General features: G+C 43.2%; 16 protein-coding genes and 1 pseudogene. 5 read left to right on the forward strand and 12 right to left on the reverse strand.

The annotated features are described in order from the left end of the window. Nucleotides 1-633: 633 nt before the first annotated feature. On the reverse strand, nucleotides 634-885 hold the full coding sequence (locus AC1DG9_RS10950) for a helix-turn-helix domain-containing protein (RefSeq protein ID WP_477611764.1): 252 nt from the start codon (nucleotides 883-885) through the stop codon (nucleotides 634-636). A 631-nt stretch (nucleotides 886-1,516) separates the two neighbouring features. Here AC1DG9_RS10950 and AC1DG9_RS10955 point away from each other — a divergent pair. Genes AC1DG9_RS10955 through AC1DG9_RS10965 form a run of 3 tightly spaced genes read left to right on the forward strand, consistent with a single transcriptional unit; the run spans nucleotide 1,517 to nucleotide 7,487 of the window. Next, the gene (locus AC1DG9_RS10955) at nucleotides 1,517-4,528 is read left to right on the forward strand and encodes a SusC/RagA family TonB-linked outer membrane protein (protein WP_477611765.1); all 3,012 of its coding nucleotides are present in this window, start codon (nucleotides 1,517-1,519) and stop codon (nucleotides 4,526-4,528) included. A gap of 10 nt (nucleotides 4,529-4,538) precedes the next feature. Continuing rightward, on the forward strand, nucleotides 4,539-5,912 hold the full coding sequence (locus AC1DG9_RS10960) for a RagB/SusD family nutrient uptake outer membrane protein (RefSeq protein ID WP_477611766.1): 1,374 nt from the start codon (nucleotides 4,539-4,541) through the stop codon (nucleotides 5,910-5,912). Nucleotides 5,913-5,969: 57 nt separating this feature from the next. Beyond that, on the forward strand, nucleotides 5,970-7,487 hold the full coding sequence (locus tag AC1DG9_RS10965; protein WP_477611767.1) for a TlpA family protein disulfide reductase: 1,518 nt from the start codon (nucleotides 5,970-5,972) through the stop codon (nucleotides 7,485-7,487). An 11-nt stretch (nucleotides 7,488-7,498) separates the two neighbouring features. On the opposite strand, the gene AC1DG9_RS10970 is transcribed toward AC1DG9_RS10965, so the two are convergent. From AC1DG9_RS10970 to AC1DG9_RS11000, 7 genes are all read right to left on the reverse strand, one after another. Next, nucleotides 7,499-8,548, reverse strand: coding sequence for a hypothetical protein (locus AC1DG9_RS10970; protein ID WP_477611768.1), 1,050 nt, complete (start codon nucleotides 8,546-8,548; stop codon nucleotides 7,499-7,501). Between the two features lie 55 nt (nucleotides 8,549-8,603). Continuing rightward, on the reverse strand, nucleotides 8,604-8,837 hold the full coding sequence (locus tag AC1DG9_RS10975) for a hypothetical protein (RefSeq protein WP_477611769.1): 234 nt from the start codon (nucleotides 8,835-8,837) through the stop codon (nucleotides 8,604-8,606). A gap of 90 nt (nucleotides 8,838-8,927) precedes the next feature. Then, a complete protein-coding gene (locus AC1DG9_RS10980; RefSeq protein ID WP_477634627.1) occupies nucleotides 8,928-9,332 on the reverse strand; it encodes a MauE/DoxX family redox-associated membrane protein in 405 nt (134 codons plus the stop codon). A 201-nt stretch (nucleotides 9,333-9,533) separates the two neighbouring features. Further along, nucleotides 9,534-10,127 carry a cyclic nucleotide-binding domain-containing protein gene (locus AC1DG9_RS10985; protein WP_477611771.1) on the reverse strand — a complete coding sequence of 198 codons (594 nt, stop codon included), beginning with the start codon at nucleotides 10,125-10,127 and terminating at the stop codon, nucleotides 9,534-9,536. Next, complete coding sequence (locus tag AC1DG9_RS10990; RefSeq protein WP_477611772.1) at nucleotides 10,124-11,098, reverse strand: helix-turn-helix domain-containing protein; 975 nt, start codon at nucleotides 11,096-11,098, stop codon at nucleotides 10,124-10,126. Before AC1DG9_RS10990 ends, AC1DG9_RS10985 begins: the two co-directional genes overlap by 4 nt. Before the next feature lie 45 nt (nucleotides 11,099-11,143). Beyond that, complete coding sequence (locus AC1DG9_RS10995) at nucleotides 11,144-11,713, reverse strand: GNAT family N-acetyltransferase (protein WP_477634628.1); 570 nt, start codon at nucleotides 11,711-11,713, stop codon at nucleotides 11,144-11,146. 59 nt (nucleotides 11,714-11,772) lie between these two features. Then, nucleotides 11,773-11,946, reverse strand: a complete 174-nt coding sequence (locus tag AC1DG9_RS11000) for a hypothetical protein (protein WP_477611774.1) — start codon at nucleotides 11,944-11,946, stop codon at nucleotides 11,773-11,775. 106 nt (nucleotides 11,947-12,052) lie between these two features. Between AC1DG9_RS11000 and AC1DG9_RS11005 the strand changes: the two genes are divergently transcribed. Both AC1DG9_RS11005 and AC1DG9_RS11010 read left to right on the forward strand, forming a co-directional pair. Further along, nucleotides 12,053-13,123 (forward strand): sensor histidine kinase, encoded by a 1,071-nt coding sequence (locus AC1DG9_RS11005; RefSeq protein WP_477611775.1) that lies wholly within the window; start codon nucleotides 12,053-12,055, stop codon nucleotides 13,121-13,123. Beyond that, nucleotides 13,120-13,845 carry a LytR/AlgR family response regulator transcription factor gene (locus tag AC1DG9_RS11010; protein WP_477611776.1) on the forward strand — a complete coding sequence of 242 codons (726 nt, stop codon included), beginning with the start codon at nucleotides 13,120-13,122 and terminating at the stop codon, nucleotides 13,843-13,845. Before AC1DG9_RS11005 ends, AC1DG9_RS11010 begins: the two co-directional genes overlap by 4 nt. Before the next feature lie 12 nt (nucleotides 13,846-13,857). Here AC1DG9_RS11010 and AC1DG9_RS11015 read toward each other — a convergent pair whose 3' ends face one another. The 4 genes and pseudogenes from AC1DG9_RS11015 to AC1DG9_RS11030 form a co-directional block, all read right to left on the reverse strand. Next, a complete protein-coding gene (locus AC1DG9_RS11015) occupies nucleotides 13,858-16,725 on the reverse strand; it encodes a lantibiotic dehydratase (protein WP_477634629.1) in 2,868 nt (955 codons plus the stop codon). 532 nt (nucleotides 16,726-17,257) lie between these two features. Further along, nucleotides 17,258-18,844, reverse strand: coding sequence for a family 16 glycosylhydrolase (locus AC1DG9_RS11020; protein WP_448633424.1), 1,587 nt, complete (start codon nucleotides 18,842-18,844; stop codon nucleotides 17,258-17,260). 1 nt (nucleotide 18,845) lies between these two features. Next, entirely contained in the window at nucleotides 18,846-20,363 is a 1,518-nt protein-coding gene (locus AC1DG9_RS11025) for a RagB/SusD family nutrient uptake outer membrane protein (protein ID WP_477611778.1), read from the reverse strand. A 13-nt stretch (nucleotides 20,364-20,376) separates the two neighbouring features. Then, a pseudogene (locus AC1DG9_RS11030) lies at nucleotides 20,377-20,743 on the reverse strand (hypothetical protein); the annotation flags it as partial.

Consider the following 20,743-nt stretch of genomic DNA (forward strand, 5'->3'; position numbering starts at 1 on the left):
AGCTCTAACGGTGTAGAACATACGAGTCAAAGATTATGAGTCTTCTAGCCTAACCGCCCTAACAACAGGCAAAATGTGCCTTTCTGGCTTACAGAAGCAATTTACGAGTTATTCATGGAACCGAAAAATTTTGCTCCGTTACGTATTTGTTACGTTTATTTAAAAATCTGAATTGATCTTCTCCTCTGCAGATATACTTTGTAAACATTAAATCTAGAATTCACTAATATTGGTAGGGATGTAATAGTAGGCACCCATGTTRGGTGTTCTTTTTATGTATACTACTCCGAAATATTGCAATCAGTTTGCCTTAGAGCAATGGCACAATAGAAGGCAATGTATAGTAGGGCAAGTTTCGAATTACTTAGAAAGAGATTAGTACTCAAACCGACTTAACCACCAAAATTGGGGAAGAACCATTTTGGACCGTAATATGAGGCGCGTGTCCGCGAAAGAGGGGCCGTATACGGAATAATCCCCACTCATAGTAATGATGCTGCTTCAACCTAGTTATTTTTATGACTCCCGTTGAAAGGCGACACGTGTGATTATCATTATACATGCCTGACAAACAACTCCGGATAGACATTCGCACATTATAGGAAATTACATTTAGTGCGCAATGAAACTAATTTAACGCATGGTATCCTTCAGTTTTAGATGTCCGTACAGAAAATCTAAGATTTCATTTCCGTCCACCCTAAGTGCCAAAGCTATTAGGTAAATTTCATCCCCTCGGATTTTAGATGTTGGATTAATACTAAGCTCGCTTAATCTCGATTCACTAAGACCAGTGTTGCGCGATAACTCTGCCCTATTAACGAATTTTTTAGCCAAGTACAGACCAAGTTTTGTCAAGTCAGATTTACTTTTAGATTTCACCATTGTCAGTGAAATTAAAACTCATTCTTCATTTTTATAAATCCAACACGATTTAGCTAGATTTTCTTTATAAAAATATAGAAAATCTATATTTTTATACATATATTTGAATTAAGGAAATGAAAAGTAGATTATTTACTAAAACATTATTCATGAAATAAGTTAAATTGCGATCACTAAATATCCAATGATATTGAGGTGTTCACCCAAGAGCCTCGTTCGAGTTATGTAGGAGTTTCAAGAACGCGAGGGATAAGTGAGCACCCGGTACTTAATAGCATTTGCTATTAGGCCGGGGCAGCTTATTGATTGCGTTCAGATTAGCGTTTGCTAATCCCCGTCCTACACGGGAACTCGGGCAATTTCAATGAGAACTTCTGTCCCGGGCCTGATAGCATTCATCCCCAAAAACATCTCAAGAGGCTCATATCATGTTCAACTAACGTAGAATAAATATGAGAACCAGAACTGCTAACCAAGTAATTTCCAGCAACATCTTTAAACTCATTATCAGGGCACCGCAATAGTATGTCATTAATTTTTTGCAAGGTGGGCGGGTTGTGCAGGGAGGCATGGCTTTGCCTGCTTTGCACCTTAATACTTTTTGACTAACTATTTTCTTAAAAAACTGATAATGAAAAAAACGATACTCACTATCGTCCTGGCCATGTTATGCCTAATCCTTAGCCTACAAAGTCAGGACCAGGACACCATTACCGGAACCATATATACACAAGACCGAAAACCATTAGCTGGTGTCACCATTAAAATCATAGACACCGACATCAGCACCATAACAGACGAAAACGGCAAATTTTCCCTCGTCAGCAAGACAAAAAATGGAACCGTGACCTTCTCCTACACCGGATATGAAACCCAGTCCATGGACTATATCATGGGCAGAGAAGACAAATTCAAAATCTTCATGCGGGAACTCCGGAGCCAGCTGCAGGAAGTCGAAATCAATGCAGGCTACTACACCGTGAAAGAGCGCGAACGGACAGGCTCCATTTCTCGAATCGGCGCAGAAACCATAGAAAAGCAACCCATCAATAATCCCTTACAGGCCTTACAGGGACGCATTCCCGGTGTTACCATCACACAACAAACAGGATTACCAGGAGGAGGCTTCTCTGTTCAGATCAGGGGACGCAACAGCATCGCCAGTGGCAATGATCCTTTATACATTATAGATGGTGTATCCTATCCCTCAACCAACATTTCTTTCAACTACGGGGGTAATATCCTTGGCGCTAACGGAGCAAACCCACTAAGCTTAATAAACCCTAATGACATTGAAAGTATTGAAGTTTTAAAAGACGCCGATGCCACAGCAATCTACGGCTCAAGGGGCGCCAACGGAGTCATACTCATCAAAACAAAAAAGAACAAAAGCGGAAACAGCCAGCTAAATGCCGTTTTCTCACAGGGTGCCGCGGCAGTAGACCGAAGAGCCAAAATGCTGAACACCGAGCAATACCTAGAAATGCGCCGGGAAGCCTTTAAGAACGACGGCTTAACCCCCACTTCCAGAGATTTTGATGTGAACGGCACCTGGGCAGCAGACAAATATACCGACTGGCAAAAAGAAATGATTGGCGCCGCCGCGCCCATGACCAATGCCGCGCTCAACCTCAGCGGCAGCTCCGGAAAGATCAGCTACCTGCTGGGTGGAAATTACTACCGCGAAGGAACGGTATACCCCGGATCATTTGGCTTTAACCGTGGCGGCATGCATTCCAGTCTGGATATCGGGTCACCAGAAAGTCCTTTCCAGGCCAGCTTCACTGCAAACTATTCTCGTACCAACAGCCTGCTGCCCAGAAATGATTTCACACAATTCATGGCCCTTGCACCCAACGCTCCAGATGTGTATGATGCCTCCGGCAATCTGAACTGGGCAAACAATACCGTATACATCAACCCCATGGCCTTAATGCAGCGCACAAACAAAGCGGCAACAGATAACCTGGTCGCAAACCTAAGCCTGAGTTATAAACTGTGGCGGAATCTAGAACTGAAGGGTTCATTTGGCTACACCACGCAGAACAGAGAAGAATTAAACAAAATCCCGCTTGCTTCTTTTGCACCTGTCAACAATGCAACCTCGGCTAATAGGACCAGCTATTTTGCCAATGCCAGCAACAACACCTGGCAGGCAGAACCGCAGCTGAATTACAGTACAAAACTCGGCGCCGGACGCCTGGAAGCATTAGCAGGTTTAACCTTCCAGGAAAATAAGAACGAAATGAAGGCACTGGAGGCCTCCGGCTTCAGCAGCGACGAGCTCATGGAAAACATCCTGTCTGCAGCCAACATCCTGCCCTACCAGGTCACCTATTCCCAATACCGCTATACCGCAATCTTTGCCCGTTTGAATTATAGCCTGGCAGGGAAATACTTTATCAACCTGACCGGACGGCGCGACGGATCAAGCAGGTTCGGACAGGACCGGCAGTTTGCCAATTTCGGGGCCATCGGCGCCGCCTGGATATTTTCCGAAGAAAAACTGTTTAAAGAAAACTTCCGGTTTTTGAGCTTCGGCAAGCTGAGAGCAAGCTATGGGATCACCGGAAATGACCAGATTTCCGACTATGGCTACCTGCAGCTATGGTATTCCGGAAATAGCTACCAGGGAAACGCTACCGTCAGGCCCAACACCGGCCGCGTGGGCAACCCGGACTTTGCCTGGGAGACCAACCGCAAACTGGAAGCCGCCATCCAACTCGGATTCTGGCATGACAAGATCAACCTGGAAGTTTCCTGGTACAGAAACCGCTCCTCAAACCAGCTGATCGGAGATCCTCTGCCTTTGAGTACAGGAAGCTCCACCATCACCGCCAACCGCCCGGCTACCGTTGAAAATTCAGGACTGGAGATCGGAACAAATTTTAAACTGGTCAACAAAACCAACTTAACCTGGTCGGCTGCTATTAACATGACTATCCCCAAAAGCAGGCTCATTGCCTATCCGGGGCTGGAAAGCTCAAATGATGCCTACAATTACATTATCGGGCAACCCTTATCTATCCGCAAGATTTATCAGGTAAATGGGGTTAATCCACAAACAGGATTATACGACATCGAGGATTATGATGGTAACGGAACGTTAGACGATGCCGACCGCTATCGCCATAAATTTACCGGCCAGTATTTTTTCGGGGGAATCCAGAACACCTTGCGGTATAAACAGCTCAGTTTAGATTTCCTTTTTTCTTTTGTGAAGCAAAACGGCAACAATTACATGAGCACGACCACCTTTACACCCGGCATATGGACGCCGGAAACCCCGTACGGCAATCAGCTCACCGCCGTCCTGAACAGATGGCAACAGCCCGGTGATCAGTCTGGAGTCCAAAAGTTCAGCACCACAAACAATACCAACTACATTTTCAGCGATGCAAAGAACGAAGGGGGCATGGCCATTCAGGATGCTTCCTATATCCGGCTAAAAAATATCTCTGTTTCCTATACTTTACCAGCGAAACTCCTTTCGGCGATCAGGGTCAAACAGGCAGCGCTGAATATACAAGGGCAGAATGTACTCACCTTCAGTAAATACAAAGGATTGGACCCGGAAACGCTGAGCATGTACAGTCTGCCACCCCTGCGCGTATTTTCTGTTGGTTTAAATCTAACTTTTTAATACTAAGGTCATGAAAAATATTAAACTAATTTACCTCATCGCTGGTGCCATCATTTACCTGCAAACTTCCTGTAAAAAGTTCCTGGAGATAGATGCGCCAAAGAACAGCCTTTCCTCAGCACAAATATTTAAAAATGACGAAACCGCAACCTCTGCTGTTACAGGAATTTACAGCGGCATGGCAAATTCAGGATATGCCTCGGGTGGAAATACCAGTATCACCTCCCTATGCGGCCTCTCAGCAGATGAATTTGAAAACTACAATTTTAGTCTGGTGGAATTCTATGAAAACGCGCTCCATCCTCAAAACACGAGTATCAGTTCTCTTTATGCGTTACCCTATACCCATATCTATACCGTCAACGCGATCCTGGAAGGGCTGAGTGCTTCAAAAGGCATTAGTCCCCCAGTCCGTTCACAACTGGAAGGAGAAGCACATTTCATAAGGGCCTTCTGTTATTTCTACCTCGTCAATCTTTTTGGCCCGGTACCACTACAGCTAAGCTCCGACTACCGTGAAAGCCGAAATCATCCCCGCGCAGCAGAGGCAGCGGTCTATCAGCAGATTATTACTGACCTGGAAACAGCTGAAAGTCTACTGACCGACGACTATGTAAGCGGGGAACGCGTCCGGCCGAACCGTGCGGCAGCTCAGGCCCTGCTGGCCAGAACTTACCTGTATACTAAAGACTGGCAGAATGCGGAGAAATATGCTTCACTGGTCATCGGTAAAACCGGCATCTACGACCTGGTCGGCCTGGATGAAATCTTTATAAAAAACAGCAAGGAAATCATCTGGTCCATTTTTCCGTCCGCAAACACCAACAGCCAGGACGGCAATTTGTTTATCCTTCAAGCTACTCCCGATTACGTATCCTTAAGAAAAAACTTTGCCAGTACAGCCTTTGAGCCAAATGACAAACGAAAAACTGCCTGGATCGGAAATTACACAGATCAAACCGGAAGTTATGACTACCCATATAAATACAAAGTCAAATCCTCTACGACCATTACAGAGTATTCAGTAGTCTTCCGTCTGGCAGAGCAATACCTGATCCGGGCCGAAGCCAGGGCGATGCAAAACAAACTAACCGAAAGCGCGGGCGATCTGGATCAGATCAGACGCAGGGCCGGGCTTCTTGCAATAAAAGACACCCATCCGGATATTAGCCAGATCCAGTTGTTAAACGCCATTCAGCATGAACGGCAGACAGAACTTTTTGCAGAATGGGGTCACCGATGGTTTGACCTGAAACGGAGCGGACTGAGCACTGCCATCCTCTCCCCTTTAAAATCCGGCTGGAAGGCAACCGACATCCTCTACCCGATTCCAGTGGAGGAAATCAGCAGAAATCATCAGATCACTCAAAACCAGGGGTATTAAACCTATGTGTACACTTAAGCAGCGCCTCAAAATGCGCTGCTTAATAAAATTCTTATTATGAAAACCATATCTTACATGAGCCTGATCACCGGCCTATTATTACTGTTCACTGTAAAGTCAAACGCGCAGTACATTCCGCAAGAGGCTACCTTTTCAGGTACATTTAAATACAGCAAAAAAAAGCAACCTGACAGCGTATTGGTCTGGACCTATCCCAATGCGAATTTTTGGGATTCCTCGGTTGATTACAAAGCCAAAGTCAACCATGACGGAACCTTTAGTTTCACAATCCCGGCATTAGGTAAGCCCCTATTTTTTGTGATCAAAGTCCCCCGGTCCGGGAGCGTGGAGACCCTGGGATGGTTTTCCCTGGCCTGGTATGCGGAACCAGGGGACGACATCCATATTGCCATCACAGAAACCACAGGAGACGATATTTTATTATTCAGCGGAAAAGGTGCTGCCAAATACAACCTCATTACGGCATTGCAAAAAGTAAAAGATAATTTTACCAGCCTGTACACTGAACTCAAAGCATCGGATACATCAACAGAGGTCCGGCAAAAGCTGGATCAGCTGGCCAGATTGATTAAAACAAACCTGCAGAAAAAACAACAACTTATCGACAGTTCCACTGCGCAGCTCAGCCCTTCAATGCGGAAATTGATTGCTGACCAGTTTGCCAGGTACCATACAGAATGGGGCGACTACATCAATGACGGTTATCGCTTAGCTTATCAAAAAAAGCAACCAGAGGCGCAGCAGCTCCTTAAGGCAGCTTTTAAACAAACCTTTTTTGATACTGAACAAGAGCAGGATACGATTAGCCTTTTAAGCCCGGAGCATTTCAGCGGGCTGCTAAGGCACTATAAAACCAAAGCTTTGCTGAAGGGCTCCGGAAAAGATGCTGACCTTCGGACATTTTATGAGATGCTGAAATACCATACGAGTCAACCTGAAATCAGGGAAAGGCTGCTGAGCCAGTTCCTTATGGATGGAAAATCATTGCAATACATTGCCCGTTACGATCCCATAACTTATGATTCCCTGGTCATGGATGCCACTCCATTGCTAACTTCTAAGCTGGGAAAGGAAATCATGGCCAAAAAAACCAAACTGGCCAAAGGAAGACCATTCTATGATACGGACTTTACCGATCTCCGCGGCAATATCTTTAATACCTCGGCACTGAAAGGCAAAGTATTTATCATTGACCTGTGGGGGACCGGCTGTAGTGGCTGCGCACAGTTTCATCATCTGTTTGAATCCCAAGTCTGGCCTTCTTTAAAAGACCAGCAGGAATTCAAATTTTTAAGTGTCAACACAGACAAGGACAGAAAAAGATGGATGGAAAGCCTGAACAGTGGAACCTACACCTCAAAAGCCTATCTGAATGTGTTCACCGGATTGGGCACTGGCTTGCTTGACCATCCCCTGTCAAAATATTATGAGGTTAATGCCGCCCCCTTCGTGTTGCTCATAGATAAACAACATCGAATCGTTGCTAAACTAACCGGTTATTTTACTTCAAAAGAGTTGCTTCGGCTTATCAATGATGCCCTTGCAGAAAAATAGATTTTGGAAGATCATTCCAAACGATATATCACCAAAAACTGATCATAAATGGCAATTAGGTTTTGGCTAGCTACCTCAAACTGACGCATATTTAGCCCTTTATACTTTGGCAGGTAGAAACTATGAAGATACCTGCCACTGTTTCCTTCATAAACATCAATTGATTCCTCTTTCCGGCGGCTGGCAGCACTTTCATTATCAGCCCTTAGTCCGGACTGGATGTAAACACAGTTTCCGCTGACGGTAAAATATTTATTGACTGTAGTTGGTAAACCAGCCGGAGATTTTCGCAATATGCCCGTACCGTTTTTGAGCCGCTGGTTATACATATTAACCCTGATCTTTGCCCACTGCACCGTATCAACGGTCTTCGCTTTATAACGTAAATTCAGGTTCGTATCCAGGCACAAAAAAGTACCCCGGTAAAAATACATGTAGTACAGGCTGGCGGCTCTTGCATCATAATGGAGCCAGCCATCAGCACAAAAAATGCCATCCACTTGTGGGGGTAATCGATAATGCTGCCCGGGCGATGCCTGCTGGGCGAGCGAGATCTTTAGCAATTCAAGATGGCTTTCCGATTTATTTTTCACAAATGATCGTACCACTAGCGTACCTGCTGAAAGCGACCTGGGCTCATCAAAACGCTGCCCAGACAACATCCAAAACTGGTTTCGGGAAGAGGACATCGCAGCGATTTCACCAATCCCATTGGTCATATGAACGGTCGTATTCCATCGGTCAAAATTTACATTGCCGCCCTGCATGTTGAAGCTACCTGGCACAGCTAACTTAATTTTTCTGACAGATCCTTCTACCGGATCTATGACATACTGCATTACCGGATTGTTGTAATCTTTCAGATAGATCAGACTGTCCGGCTTCCAGGAAAAGCCGAAGCCAGCGCCAGGGAACTGGAATACTCCGGCTATCCTAAATTTTTGCACAATGAATTTTCTGTTGAACGCGTTTGGTGTATTTTGATGGCTTCGCTGAAAGAATAGGATCAACATTACGATACAAAAAGACATGACAAACAGGATAATACCGATCTTTTTCATGGTTTAAAATTAAAACCCAGGCCCAGGCAATCGCCTGAGCCTGGGTTTGGTATTACTAATTAAACTTTTCTGTTGCAGGAAGCTGAGAAACCCTGATTTTGGTCCCTGATTCTCCAGGTTGTGTCCAAACGAATTGCTGAGGAATAGCGGTGCTACAAAGCGTTACTGCTCCATTACAATTGTAAGGGGTGTTGTTCGGATTTGGGCCATAATAAGTGTTTGCATTAGTACTTAATGCTCCGCCTATAGCAACTGTTGCTAATAAAGCGGCAAAAAATAATTTTTTCATGTTTTTAATTTTAATATTAAGCACCTACTCTGTTACAGGTTTTCGGTTCCTCCTGATTCATGCGCATAGAATATGTTTTAAGGGCAAGCCCTATTTATTTTGAGATTTAGAATGTAATAGAATACCGACGATGGAAAGGATAACAAAAACCAGATTAAAGACAAGATGCTGCTGCCAGCTCATGTGCTCCAGCACCCCGCCGCAGCTACAGGGAATACTTTCACTAAAGTTCAGGATCGCGATGATGTAAGCGGTAAACAGCGTCATCAATCCAAGCGCAGCAAACAATCCCAGGGACGTGGTTTTCGGAAACATGAGCAGAATGGCAATGACAATTTCAACTGCCGGGACCAGCCAGACGAGTATGCCGGCGAAGTCCGTCAGTATGGGCGACTTTGCAATCTGCAGCTCAAATTTCTGATGATCCAGCAGTTTGGCTGCAGCAGCATAAACAAATAATAGGATAAAGCTATAGCAGATGATATCGGTTAGCATTTGCCGGATTCTGGCTAGCCCCTGGGATGGATGACTTCGAGCRGTGGATTTCATAAGGGATGATTTGATTAGTCCTAAATTGACTATTCACATCCTAAAATCACCCGGTTTTAGCGTCTAAAAAAGCAGTTATTTAATGGATAAAAAGCAGTTAAAAAAAGGATTTCTTTCGCGCCGGGTTACCATTTCTTTGTAAATAAGCTAATTCTCCTTTCGTAATTTCCCTAACCTGTCCACGGACATACCCATATATTCAGCAATATATTGCAGCTTTGCGTGCGGAAATATTTCATTCAGCATTTCCCGTTCTTCCAGGTACCTTTCCCTGGTGTTAAGGTTCCTGATGTTGTCGCCATGTATTAATCGCATCATTTCATTATCCGCCCTGATCTTTTCGGTTATCGTTTCAGTTTCTTTAAACGCTGTCTTTAAATCCGACAAGTTCTGGTAGCTCATAAGCACCGCCCTGCAATCCTTTATAACCTCGATTGTACTATGAGAGGGCTCCTGGCTAAAAAAGCCAGGACTAGTATACAAGAAGCTTCGCTCCCTCCAGAACCAGGCTGTACTTTCGCTGTAACTAATTGCATTCACTCTGATCTCGCGAGCAATGCCACCTATCGTAAACCAGATCAATTGCTGGACTTCGTTGAAGTTGAGTATTCTGCTTCCCCTTTTGTATTCTGTTTCAAACAATATGGGTTTGATTAGTCGCTTAAACCTTGTGCTTAGTGGCTGCATCTTTTCCATTGTATCGATTAACAGTTCAAATGCTTCGTCTGAAACAGGCTTCATGGATTGTACCTTAGATGGTGCTCAAACCCAACCTCTTCCTGCCAGCCTGTTGTCAGCCCTAATAGCTGCAGCAGTTCGATCTTGTTTCTGGAATTGGTCTTTAAAAAGATCTTGCGGATATGGGCATCCACGGTTTTCCGGGAAATAAAAAGTATCCGTCCCGTTTCCTCGTAAGTAAGTCCCTGGCACAGCAACCTCGCAATCTCTTGCTCACGGACACTAAGCCGGTAGTCAGCACATTTTTTTCGGAAACTATAGACTTGTCCCATTTCATTGGCGAGTTGCTTTTTATATTCCGAGCGATCCCTGTCAATGGATCGCTTCAGAGATAATATCATAACGAAAATAAACCCAGCGTTGGTCACCAATGCTTCGGTCCATTGATTGACGCTAAGATAGGCAAACACCGACAGGCAGACCCACGGCGCAACCGCGAAGTACACACCTAGCACTTCCATCTTCCCTGGTGGATTCTTCGAAGCTGCTTTGATTTTGAACGCCTTTCTGATGGCATCTAAAATCGCCCACAACAGGTAAAAAGAATAAACAAAAGGAATGACCAGGCCATAATTGAGGGCAAAGCTCAGGTCTTCGGTGAGAGGGTAAATCAGCACAAAAAATACCAGATAAGGGCCCAGCAAAAAAACCGTTGTCCCGTACAGTGCCTGGAAACGCAGGTGTTCCAGGTGAAAGCTTTTATAAAAATAGTATGGGAAATAGGCTGCCATCAAAAAACCGGAACCATAGGCAATGGTGTTTTGCAACGTTAGGCGGATAGGTATGTCCGGGTCCGGAAAAATGCCGCCTGTAACATTGTAAAAAATAAGCAGGCCCAGCAAAATAAGATACCAAAGGCGTGGCTTGTCCTGGGGACCGGAAAAGTACCGGTAGAACTGGATAGAGAACATCATCAGTTCAAGGAGAATAAATAAGAGCGTAATCAGATGCATTTCTGAATTAAAGACTAACATAGGGAGATGATTAGGCGATGATCGGAATGACTTATTTGATGAGGGCTATGTAATGTGTTTTAAAAAGAACAAAGTGTAACCAATATCCATTGTATGATAGATATGAAACCCGGATTTCTGGTACCAGGGGATATTTTCAACGGTAGAAGTCTCCAGGTAAAAAGGCAGGTCCATCATGCCGGCTTCTTTAATTAATTCCTGCAATAATGCACTGCCTAAACCATGCCCGGTCACCGAAGGATCCACGCCGATAAACCAGAGGTAATAAAATGGCAATTGGGGATGCTGTTTCTTAATTAAACCCTCCCGCCYAAGTACTTTGGGCAAATTAGAGAGACCCATTACTTTAAAAACGAGTTTTACGTCCCAGTAAATCCCTTTTAAGGAGGTTTTCTTCTTATCGGGAAACAGGACCAGTGCACATGCATTTTTATCTTCGGACAAAATAACCCTACCATATGCATTGCACATAAAGTAAGCGTACTCCATCAATAACTTTATCCTTGACAAACGTTTTCTATCTTGCTTGACAATATAGTTTACACTTTTATTGTCTTCAAAAGCCTTTGCTAAAATTTCAGTTACCCGAATTCGATCCTCATTGCTGATTACCATATCTTAATTCAATAAAACACCCAAGATACATATTATACCAATTTGGTTGTTTGTACTTCTTATTCACGAGAATCCTTTTGATGGGTATGCCCGCCGAAGGTCAATATATGTGTAAAAGTCGTCGTAGCCAGACTGGTTGTCGGATCATCAGGAGGATCGTTCTGATGCGTATTTTTGATTTCAAAGACCACTTCTGGTTCAATAACCAGCTTTTTTTTGTGTTGAGTTTCCATAGTTTTTTTTTGAAAATTTAGGACAAAGGGCCAGTCCAGCGAATTTTATTATACCACTATGCCACTTTTTTATATAAAAACCATAAATTGTAGATATCACTCTATTATGAAATTAACAGTACGTCTGAAGGTAATCGGCAGGCATATTGCTTTTGTTGCTGCCTATTTTTTTTACGAGATTGGAATGCTTTATGCCTACACCGGCGAAGGAATCTATTTCTGGGATGTCTCCTGGCATTTACTGGTTAACCTATGTCTCTTTTATTTCACTGCTCACTATCTGCTTGAATACGCCAGTTCTTTTGCGACAGCTCCTCAGCGTCTGGGTTTAGGAATGATACTCTTAGCCCTGGAGTTCTCCACCTTTCTGCTGCTGAAATATCTGCTTGCACAAGCTTATATCTTTTTTGAGGTACGCACCACCAATCCTTATGTAGGTTTCAACAATTTTCTGCGCGATACTTTTTGGAGATTTATAACCGTAAATGGATTAAGCTTTACGTACTGGTTCTTCATGGCCTCCAGCAAAAAGCAGCGACAGGTTGCCTTACTTGAACAAGCCAGACTAAAGGATTTGGCCGATCAGGAAATCGCAAAACGGGAATTTGTCACCATAGAGAATGCTTTTTTGAAGTCACAGATCAATTCCCATTTCCTGTTCAACACCTTAAGTTATCTCCACAGCACCGTCCTTCATACCAATAAAGATGCCGGAGACACCATTCTTCGCCTTTCCGATATCATGCGTTACAGTTTAAGCACTCCCTCAGGAGGAAAGGTAAAACTGAAAGAGGAGATTCAGCACATCGGTGATATTTTTGAGATCAGTGCTTTAAAGTCTGCCGGACGCTTACATATAGATTTTAGGGTTACCGGAGCTCCTGGCGAGCTCGAAATCATTCCTTTGGTACTGGTTACCCTAGCAGAAAATGTACTAAAATATGCTGAGTTAAAAGTCGAGACAAGCCCTGCACAATTTCACTGTAACATCGAAGGGACACTACTGACCATACAAATCTTAAACAATAAGCGGAAATTCGTTTCGCCCATAGGATATGGAATTGGCCTTAAAAACACCGAAAAGAGACTCTCCAGGGCTTATCCGAATAAATACGAACTTCACATCTTAAATTCAGAATTATCCTATCAGCTCACCCTTACCATTCAATTATCATGAGGCAGTATAAAACAATAATAGTAGATGACGAAACGCATGCACTAGCTACATTGGACTCCTATATCGAAAAAACACCAAACCTTGTTCTTTACAAAGCCTATGAAAATCCACTGGATGCTCTGGCTATTCTTTCAGGCAACCAGCCTCCTGATATTGCCTTCCTCGACATCGATATGCCCGAACTTTCAGGACTAGCCTTAGCAGACCTTGCAAATAGCGATGTTCGGGTTATATTCACTTCAGCACATGAACAATATGCTCTGGAAGCCTTTGGCGTTCATGCCTCAGGTTATCTGCTCAAGCCTTTTTCTTTTGAGAAGTTTTTAAGCACCGTGCAAAAAGTGTGTAAACGGATCGTTAAGGAGGAAATTTCAGTATCTGATAAGCCAGCTTTTTTCAAGGCGAGTGTAAAAGGAAAATTTATCAGAATCATGATTGATCAAATTACTTTTATTGAAGCCATGCTGAACTATGTGAAAATCCATACCACCGGAAGTGACTCGCCGAAGGTGATCTATCTTTCCTTAAAAGAAGCCGAAACAAAACTAAGAGGCACCCATTTGATTAGGGTAAGCCGGTCTTTTATCATCAACACCATTTTCCTGGAAACGGTTGATGGTAACAGTCTGACCATGAGTAATGGTCAAAAAATTGGACTGGGTCCGGCATATAAAACCAGCTTTTATACTTATCTAAAATCCAACACCATAGGTGGCAACTAGAATTTATTAAGCCTAAACAGTATTTACAAGACCTTGTTTCCCTCTACCCATTAGCGATCGGTAATATTTGGTCAGGAAATAATACATGTTCGTTTCAAACTCAGACGAACCCGTCGTGTTCAACCTATTTAAATGCATATGAATCAAATCTGACACCAACTGGTCGTAACGGTCTTTTGAAGCGAACTGCCGGATGTCTTTTACTGCTTTACACTTTTCACCCAATTCTTGAATTTTTTGGGCAATAAGATTGCCATAATAACTTACAGGTTCGCCTGCCGCAAACTCCAATTGAGGTTTCCGGTGGCGATAATACTTATCCAGCTGTACCCGTTTGGACGCTGATTTTGTCCCTATCTGATTTCCATTCTTCGCAAACTGAACCTTTTCATTCAAAGTGGAAAACATCACTGATAAAATCTCAACAACGGAGCTGATCGCAAAACAGATTTGTTCGTCAAGTGTCTTCTGAGTTTTATAAAAATTGACAACAGCCTCACTGCTCAGCTCAAATATCTTCTCGACATTTTCTATTCCCGCTAAACCGTAGCGTTTAAGTTCAGGCTGATAAGTTGCAATTGTGAAATCAGTAACCAAGCCATTTTTTAGATGCGGTTTGACCAGGCGTTTGATCTCAGCTATAATCTGGACGGCTTGATGGACATGCACATTCATCCTAAGCCGAAGGTGGTAACTGGGATCAGCATAACGGACAAAAAACCAGCAATAAATCGCATTGCTCTTTCGAAGTCGCTGCAAAATCTTATACAAAGAATCGTCAGCCAAAAACCAGTTTACCGTCTCTGGATGTGCGTATATCTTAAAGTATAACCACTCCTCACCCGGCAAGAATAGGGATTTAACATTTCTCACTACATCTGCATGTCTGAAAATCTGCTCCTGATAGCATGGTTCCTTGTTGATCAGGAAGGCCACATACTGACCGAGATAAACATTGCCCTTAACGTCGTAAATCTTGCAACTATCCCCTGGCATAAAAAATTCCTTGAGGATAATCCGTGATTGATTTTTTATGATCTGTAAAAAGTACCTGATCGATTCTTCACAATTAAGGTCAAACACCAACTGACGGTCATAGTTTGATAAGGCAAACCATCTGACCAGGTKGGTGGAAGAAGCCATCTTATAAAAGTTAGCCACACCATGCGCCGAATCCAGAAAATTGCTTATCACATGTTTATCCMATATCCATTTTGCCGCAGATAAAATGATATTTTTATACATTATCCTGGGATAATACTTTAGACCAGGCAAATAAAATTCAGGGTCAAATGAAAAGTCACACTTCAGGTGCTGGTATTGTAAGTCTCCAAGAAACCTTAACAAAGGCAGGTTACTAAGGTTGTAATTATATGCACTCGCCAGTCTTGGAATAACAATTTTATTCAACCGTTTAGAACGCATGATCACTTGCCCGGCCGCTACGCTAATATACAGGTCATTCAATGAAATGATTTGCTCTTTTGGTAAATCAGCATGTACCAGAACCGGAATTTCAAAATCCCGGAGGTGCGCCCTGCTGTTGATGTTATCTGAAACGGAATCATCCATAGCGGCGATCTCTGCGAACACAACCTCAGCATTTTTTGCTTGTTCCATTGCAGTGATCATTCTCAGCTCATTGTGAATTTGCTGATGATGAGAAAACCTACCCGCGATGCTCACCGCACTATTGCCGCCTGCATTTTCAATAAATAGATAAGATCCTGCTTGCCGGAACATAACCCATAATGAGGGGGGAAAGTGTTTTACGCTGTCGGGTATGGGCAGTCGCTCAATGTCATTCACCGAAAGGGAGATAGCCCTCTTCTTATCAGCATCAGACATTTTCTGTAAAAGCAACGCACTTACCGCAGTCCAGTTCTTTTTAAAATTTTTCTGACTTTTATCATCTGAAGGGCGTGTTAAGTTACCTTCTTCCATAGCCGATCTCTCCGTTCCCAGGTAACTTATTCCGTATTGAGGATCTAAGGCCAATAGCAATGGGATCTCCGCAGTTTCAAACCTTTTCATAAATTTTTTAGCAAAATTTGACAAGGCACCCTCCTGATCAAGCGCTAATCTATCGAGAACTTTTAATCCTTCCAGGATGTCATCTTGAAAGCTGACTGAAAGGCTTCCCCGTTGCTTGTGAAAAGCAATTGAATAGGATTTCTGATTGTTGGCAGTTGGATCAATTGTTTTTTGTAAAAAACTTCCGGTAATATGTGGCAATGCAGAATGATATAACACTTGCGCCTTGATTAATGTTGCGATTAAAGCTGGACCGTCTTCCTGTTGAAGGCCTTCCCTCAGGAAATTAAGCACTGCCTTGTAATTGCTTGGTTGCTCAAGGAATTTCAATAGTTTTGCAAGTAGTCTTGATTTATAAACCTTCATGAGCTTAAAGGTGGATCTCTCCTCCCCGGAGCTGCACTGGCGAAATAAATAACGGAATTGACTCCCAAGCTTATAAATGGATGGGTTTACATAAATGAGTGTTTCCTCAGTCCAGGCACCAATAGGATCTGCTCCTCCAAAATTAGGAAAAGTGATCAAAAGTTGCTCTGTGTCACGCAGCATAGGTTTGTCGTGCACCTCCCAGTTTAACAGCGATACAGACGCAAATGCACCAAATGGCGTTGCCCTATAGGACATCCTGTTGTAATATTTATATGCAGCCATACGATGTTCAACAGCCAATAATTCATAGGCAAACCCATGTTTCTTCAACTCGATGTACAAGTCAGGACTAGCCATGAACAATGCCTGCTGAAAATCTTTGTCCAGGAGCACCCTTGAAAGGCTTTCAGGACTGAAATTGGAAAATGGCTTCGCAGGCGTTCTGATCAGCAATTTAGGATAAAAAGAATACTTCATTTGACGCATCATACATCCAAGATGCCGAATAAAATCCTCAAAATAAAATAACAAACACCTGAAATACAGGTATTTAAAAATATTAATAGTCAAAAAAGCCAACCTTATCCCTATCAAGTAATCGCTTCATATAAATTTCGGACCAATCGATATAATAATTAAAAAGTTGCAAAAAACAAGATCATAATATTCTTTTCTATTAGTTCAGTTTACAAGCGATTTATTTGAATTAAATCGTTCAACTGCTCAGAATTTCAAAATTGACGAGTTGAATCCCGGGGCTTTGTTTTGCAGTATGCCTTCTATGAAGACGCACGAACCTGGAGATACTAATTTTAGGATCAGTGCCCCGCTCAGTTTCACAGTTTGCTGGTATGCTTTTAAATACAATGACATTCGGGAAGGCTAATTTCCACGGAGATCTCTCCATTTTGAAAAGGAAGGTCTGTTTCCAGACACCTCCTGAAAGCCCTAAATATTGGTTCAACGCCGCCCGAGATCTATTAATTTTCGATCGGATCAGCCTGATGAACTACCTTACCTTTGAGACCTTAACATCATCTAATATTACCGTTGAGCTACCTGTATTTAAAAACCTCACTTTTACTGTCTTCATATGATTCAGGTATTCCGATCCTGTTTTAAACTTTAATGTTTTAACACTAAAGTTATTGGCACCGCTGACTTCAAACTTACTGCCTTTATCCAGCACTCCGGACACTTGCGTAACGTTTTGTACCGTTGCCTCAAGATGGCTTTTCCCCTTCATCCAAAGCTCCAGCTGATAGGCTGTACTATGATTGAGGTATACATATTGTTCTATGTACTGACCCGGATTTAAAAGCAGCGCATGATCTCCATTTCGCTTCACATCTGAAGTCAATTCACCAGTTCCTTCCCAGGGCGACAAATTCTTATTTGCATCAAACCCTGGGTTTGGCAATTCATTTCCTTTCAATAAAGGCCATTGGTATCCCCGGATGTAATCCACCTCCATATCAACTGATCCCCCTGCACCGTAACTTCCCAAAAAGACATTCATAAAATGGTTGGGCGAATAAATCTGGTTTTTATTGTCGTAAGCTTTAATCAGCTTGCCATTAATGTAATGCTTAATGCTCGAGGGCGTCCATAGGACACCATGTGTTACCCATTGGTCAACATGGGTAAAGCCTTCGGCAATATCTGTAGCGAGGTTATGCTGAAAAGCCCCATGCTCATCTACATGTCCGTGCAATACAAACTGGGCGTCCAGGTTCTCAAACACATCAATTTCAAAAACCTGCCCTGCAGGTCTGATGCCTGAGATGCCATCCAATAGGGTCCCCTGCTGAAGATAATATTTCAGATCAGGGCCAGGTGAATCAAACCAAAAGGCTGTATTTACCCCTTGTGGCTTACCCGAGCTGCTCCTTTTAACCCGTACCTCAAAATAACCACCTCTGCTGTTGTCCAGGTAGTTCTCATTTTTCCGCCAATCGTATGTCTGAATGGAAGAGATTTTCCTTCCGCTAGCGGGATAAAAACTGCGAACAGGCACAACGTCATTGGTAAACAAATGAATGCTCCTGCCATTAAAACTCATTCCAGGCTGAGGCAGACTATCGTGAAGCATTAGCGATAGATTGTCTTTTTTGAGAAAATCAATGTTGGAATAATAGTTTGTTGACCACTTATTCCTATTCAGCAAATCGTCATTGAACTCATCATTCCAGAAAACCTCCATCCCGTCAGGAACAGCACTGGAGCTGGCTATGTCCAGGTTCCTAAGTTCATCCCTATCCAGTTGCCATTTTTTCGTTGTCGTTACTTTAGCACAAAGAGGTTTACTGGAACCCGTCTTATTATAGGCTTCCAGCCACACATAATACTGGGTTTCTTCCTTCACATCCTGTATATAATAGCGCTGCAGATTGGACCCTATCGTTGCGCCCGGCAATGCCGGTTTTCGGTTTTGCTCAGACCAATAGACCTTAAAACCCAGCTGATCAGCAGCCCGGCCTGTCCATTCTAGCCGGATCCAGCTCCTGGTACCCAGGGTTTTTAAATTTAAAGGAACTGCAGGGGTCTGTGCAATAGCCCCTGCAGTGATAAAAAGTAAAAAGAATAGAATCCTCATTTTAATTATATCCTGGATTTTGTTTAATCACTCCGTTGCTTTGATTGATCACCACCCTTGGAAGTGGGAGCAATACTTTAAAAGTTTCAGCTGTCCCGGAACCATCGTTTGCTGCACGCTGGATAAACAGGTTCCATCTGATCAGATCGTCCTTTCTCCAACCTTCTGCCCATAACTCAAATAAACGCTCATCCTGAACTTTGGCCAGGAACTGTGCCTTCGACAAACCAGAGGTCAGATTGGCCAATCCGGCTCTGTTTCTAACCGCATTGATATCACTATATGCCTCATCATTAGGTCCACCATTGACTTCGTTAATGCTTTCAGCCAGCATAAGCAACACATCAGCGTACCGGTATACCGGAAAATCAACACCACTGTTCTGTGCGTTTGCTTTAGAGGGATCAGGTGCAAACTTCATCGGTACCGCCCCAATATCACCTGCAGCCCTGGCATCCTTATAGATCACATTACCAGCCGCATCTTTTCCTGTTGGGTATTTACTTAACAGCACTTTAAGTCTCTTATCTGCGTGGTCAAATTTATCATAGGTTTTCCAGGGCATTTTATATCCACCCCAGGCGGTTAAGTTAACCCCCGATGGATCTTTATAGTCTGCTGGCAAAGAATGTGCAAGCCACATATTGGTATACTGATCACCGCCAGTTGGTGTACAAACAATAGCCAAGATGATCTCTGTTGAAGCCCCTCCTTTATTGGCTATACTAAAATTATCCTCGTAATTCGCCTGCAATGAATAACCCATCGTTTTGATCCGCATACCCGTTGATACAGCTTTCTGCCAGTCTTTTTCATGCATATACAGCTTCATCAGGCCCGTTAGTGCCGCTGCCTTAGAGAAGCGCCCGTAATCACCACCGGTAAAACGATCGGGTAAAACGTCAATGGCTTCCAGATAGTCTTTTTCAATCTGTGCTACCGTAACAGAACTTGCCGGTCTGGGCAGAACCGGGGCATTTGGATCTGCTGCAATTTTTGGATCAGTAACAATGTTCACCGGTCCGTAATTGAAATAAATCAACTCAGCATAATGTGCACGGAGCGCCTTTAATTCGGCAATGTAACGTTTTTTCAAAGCTTCATCCATGCTGATATTCTGTATATCTTCCAGGTTAATAGCAATCCTGGAGATGTACGGCATGTAGTTTTTATAATTATGGGTAACCCAATCAAAGTCTGGATTATAATTCAGGCTATTCAGTTTTATCCAATCGCCTCCCCAGGCGCAAACGCCTTCATCCGTGGTCATCATGGCTTGTGTTCTCCAGGCATAGGTGCCGGCAGTCCATCCACCTTGCCAGTCTCCACCCCCTGCAAGCCCCGTATAGGCTGCACTGGTCACCGCTCCGGCCCCTGCTGCCGTTTTAACTACAGAATTCAGATCTCCATAACTGACATAATCTAAATTTTTCTTACAAGAGCCTAAAAAAAGAGCAGCTCCCATTAAACAGGCTGACAATAATGATTTAGACAATTTTGTATTTATATGATTTTTCATGACGATTTTATTATTAAAATGAAGCATTAACACCAAACACATAACTTTTTACCATCGGATAAAAATTCGATGTATCCAGTTCCGGATCAAGTCCAGGGTAATTGGTAATCGTAAAAGGATTCTGAACATCAAAGGAAAGCCTGATCTTAGAGAATACATGCTGTCTTGCCATCAATCGCTCAGGGAGTGAATAACCAAGCGTAATATTTCTGCAGCGCAAGAATGTTGCATTGACTAGCCAGTAATCAGAACCATCCTGGTAACCTCCGTAACTGGCATCATGCAACGAAGTTGGAAAATTGCCTCCTGTATTTTGAAAGCTCCATCTGCTTGTAGAAATGGGCATTGCATTAAAGCCATAAGCATTAGTGGTTCTTTCA

It is taken from the genome of Pedobacter sp. 05L430, assembly GCF_056397585.1.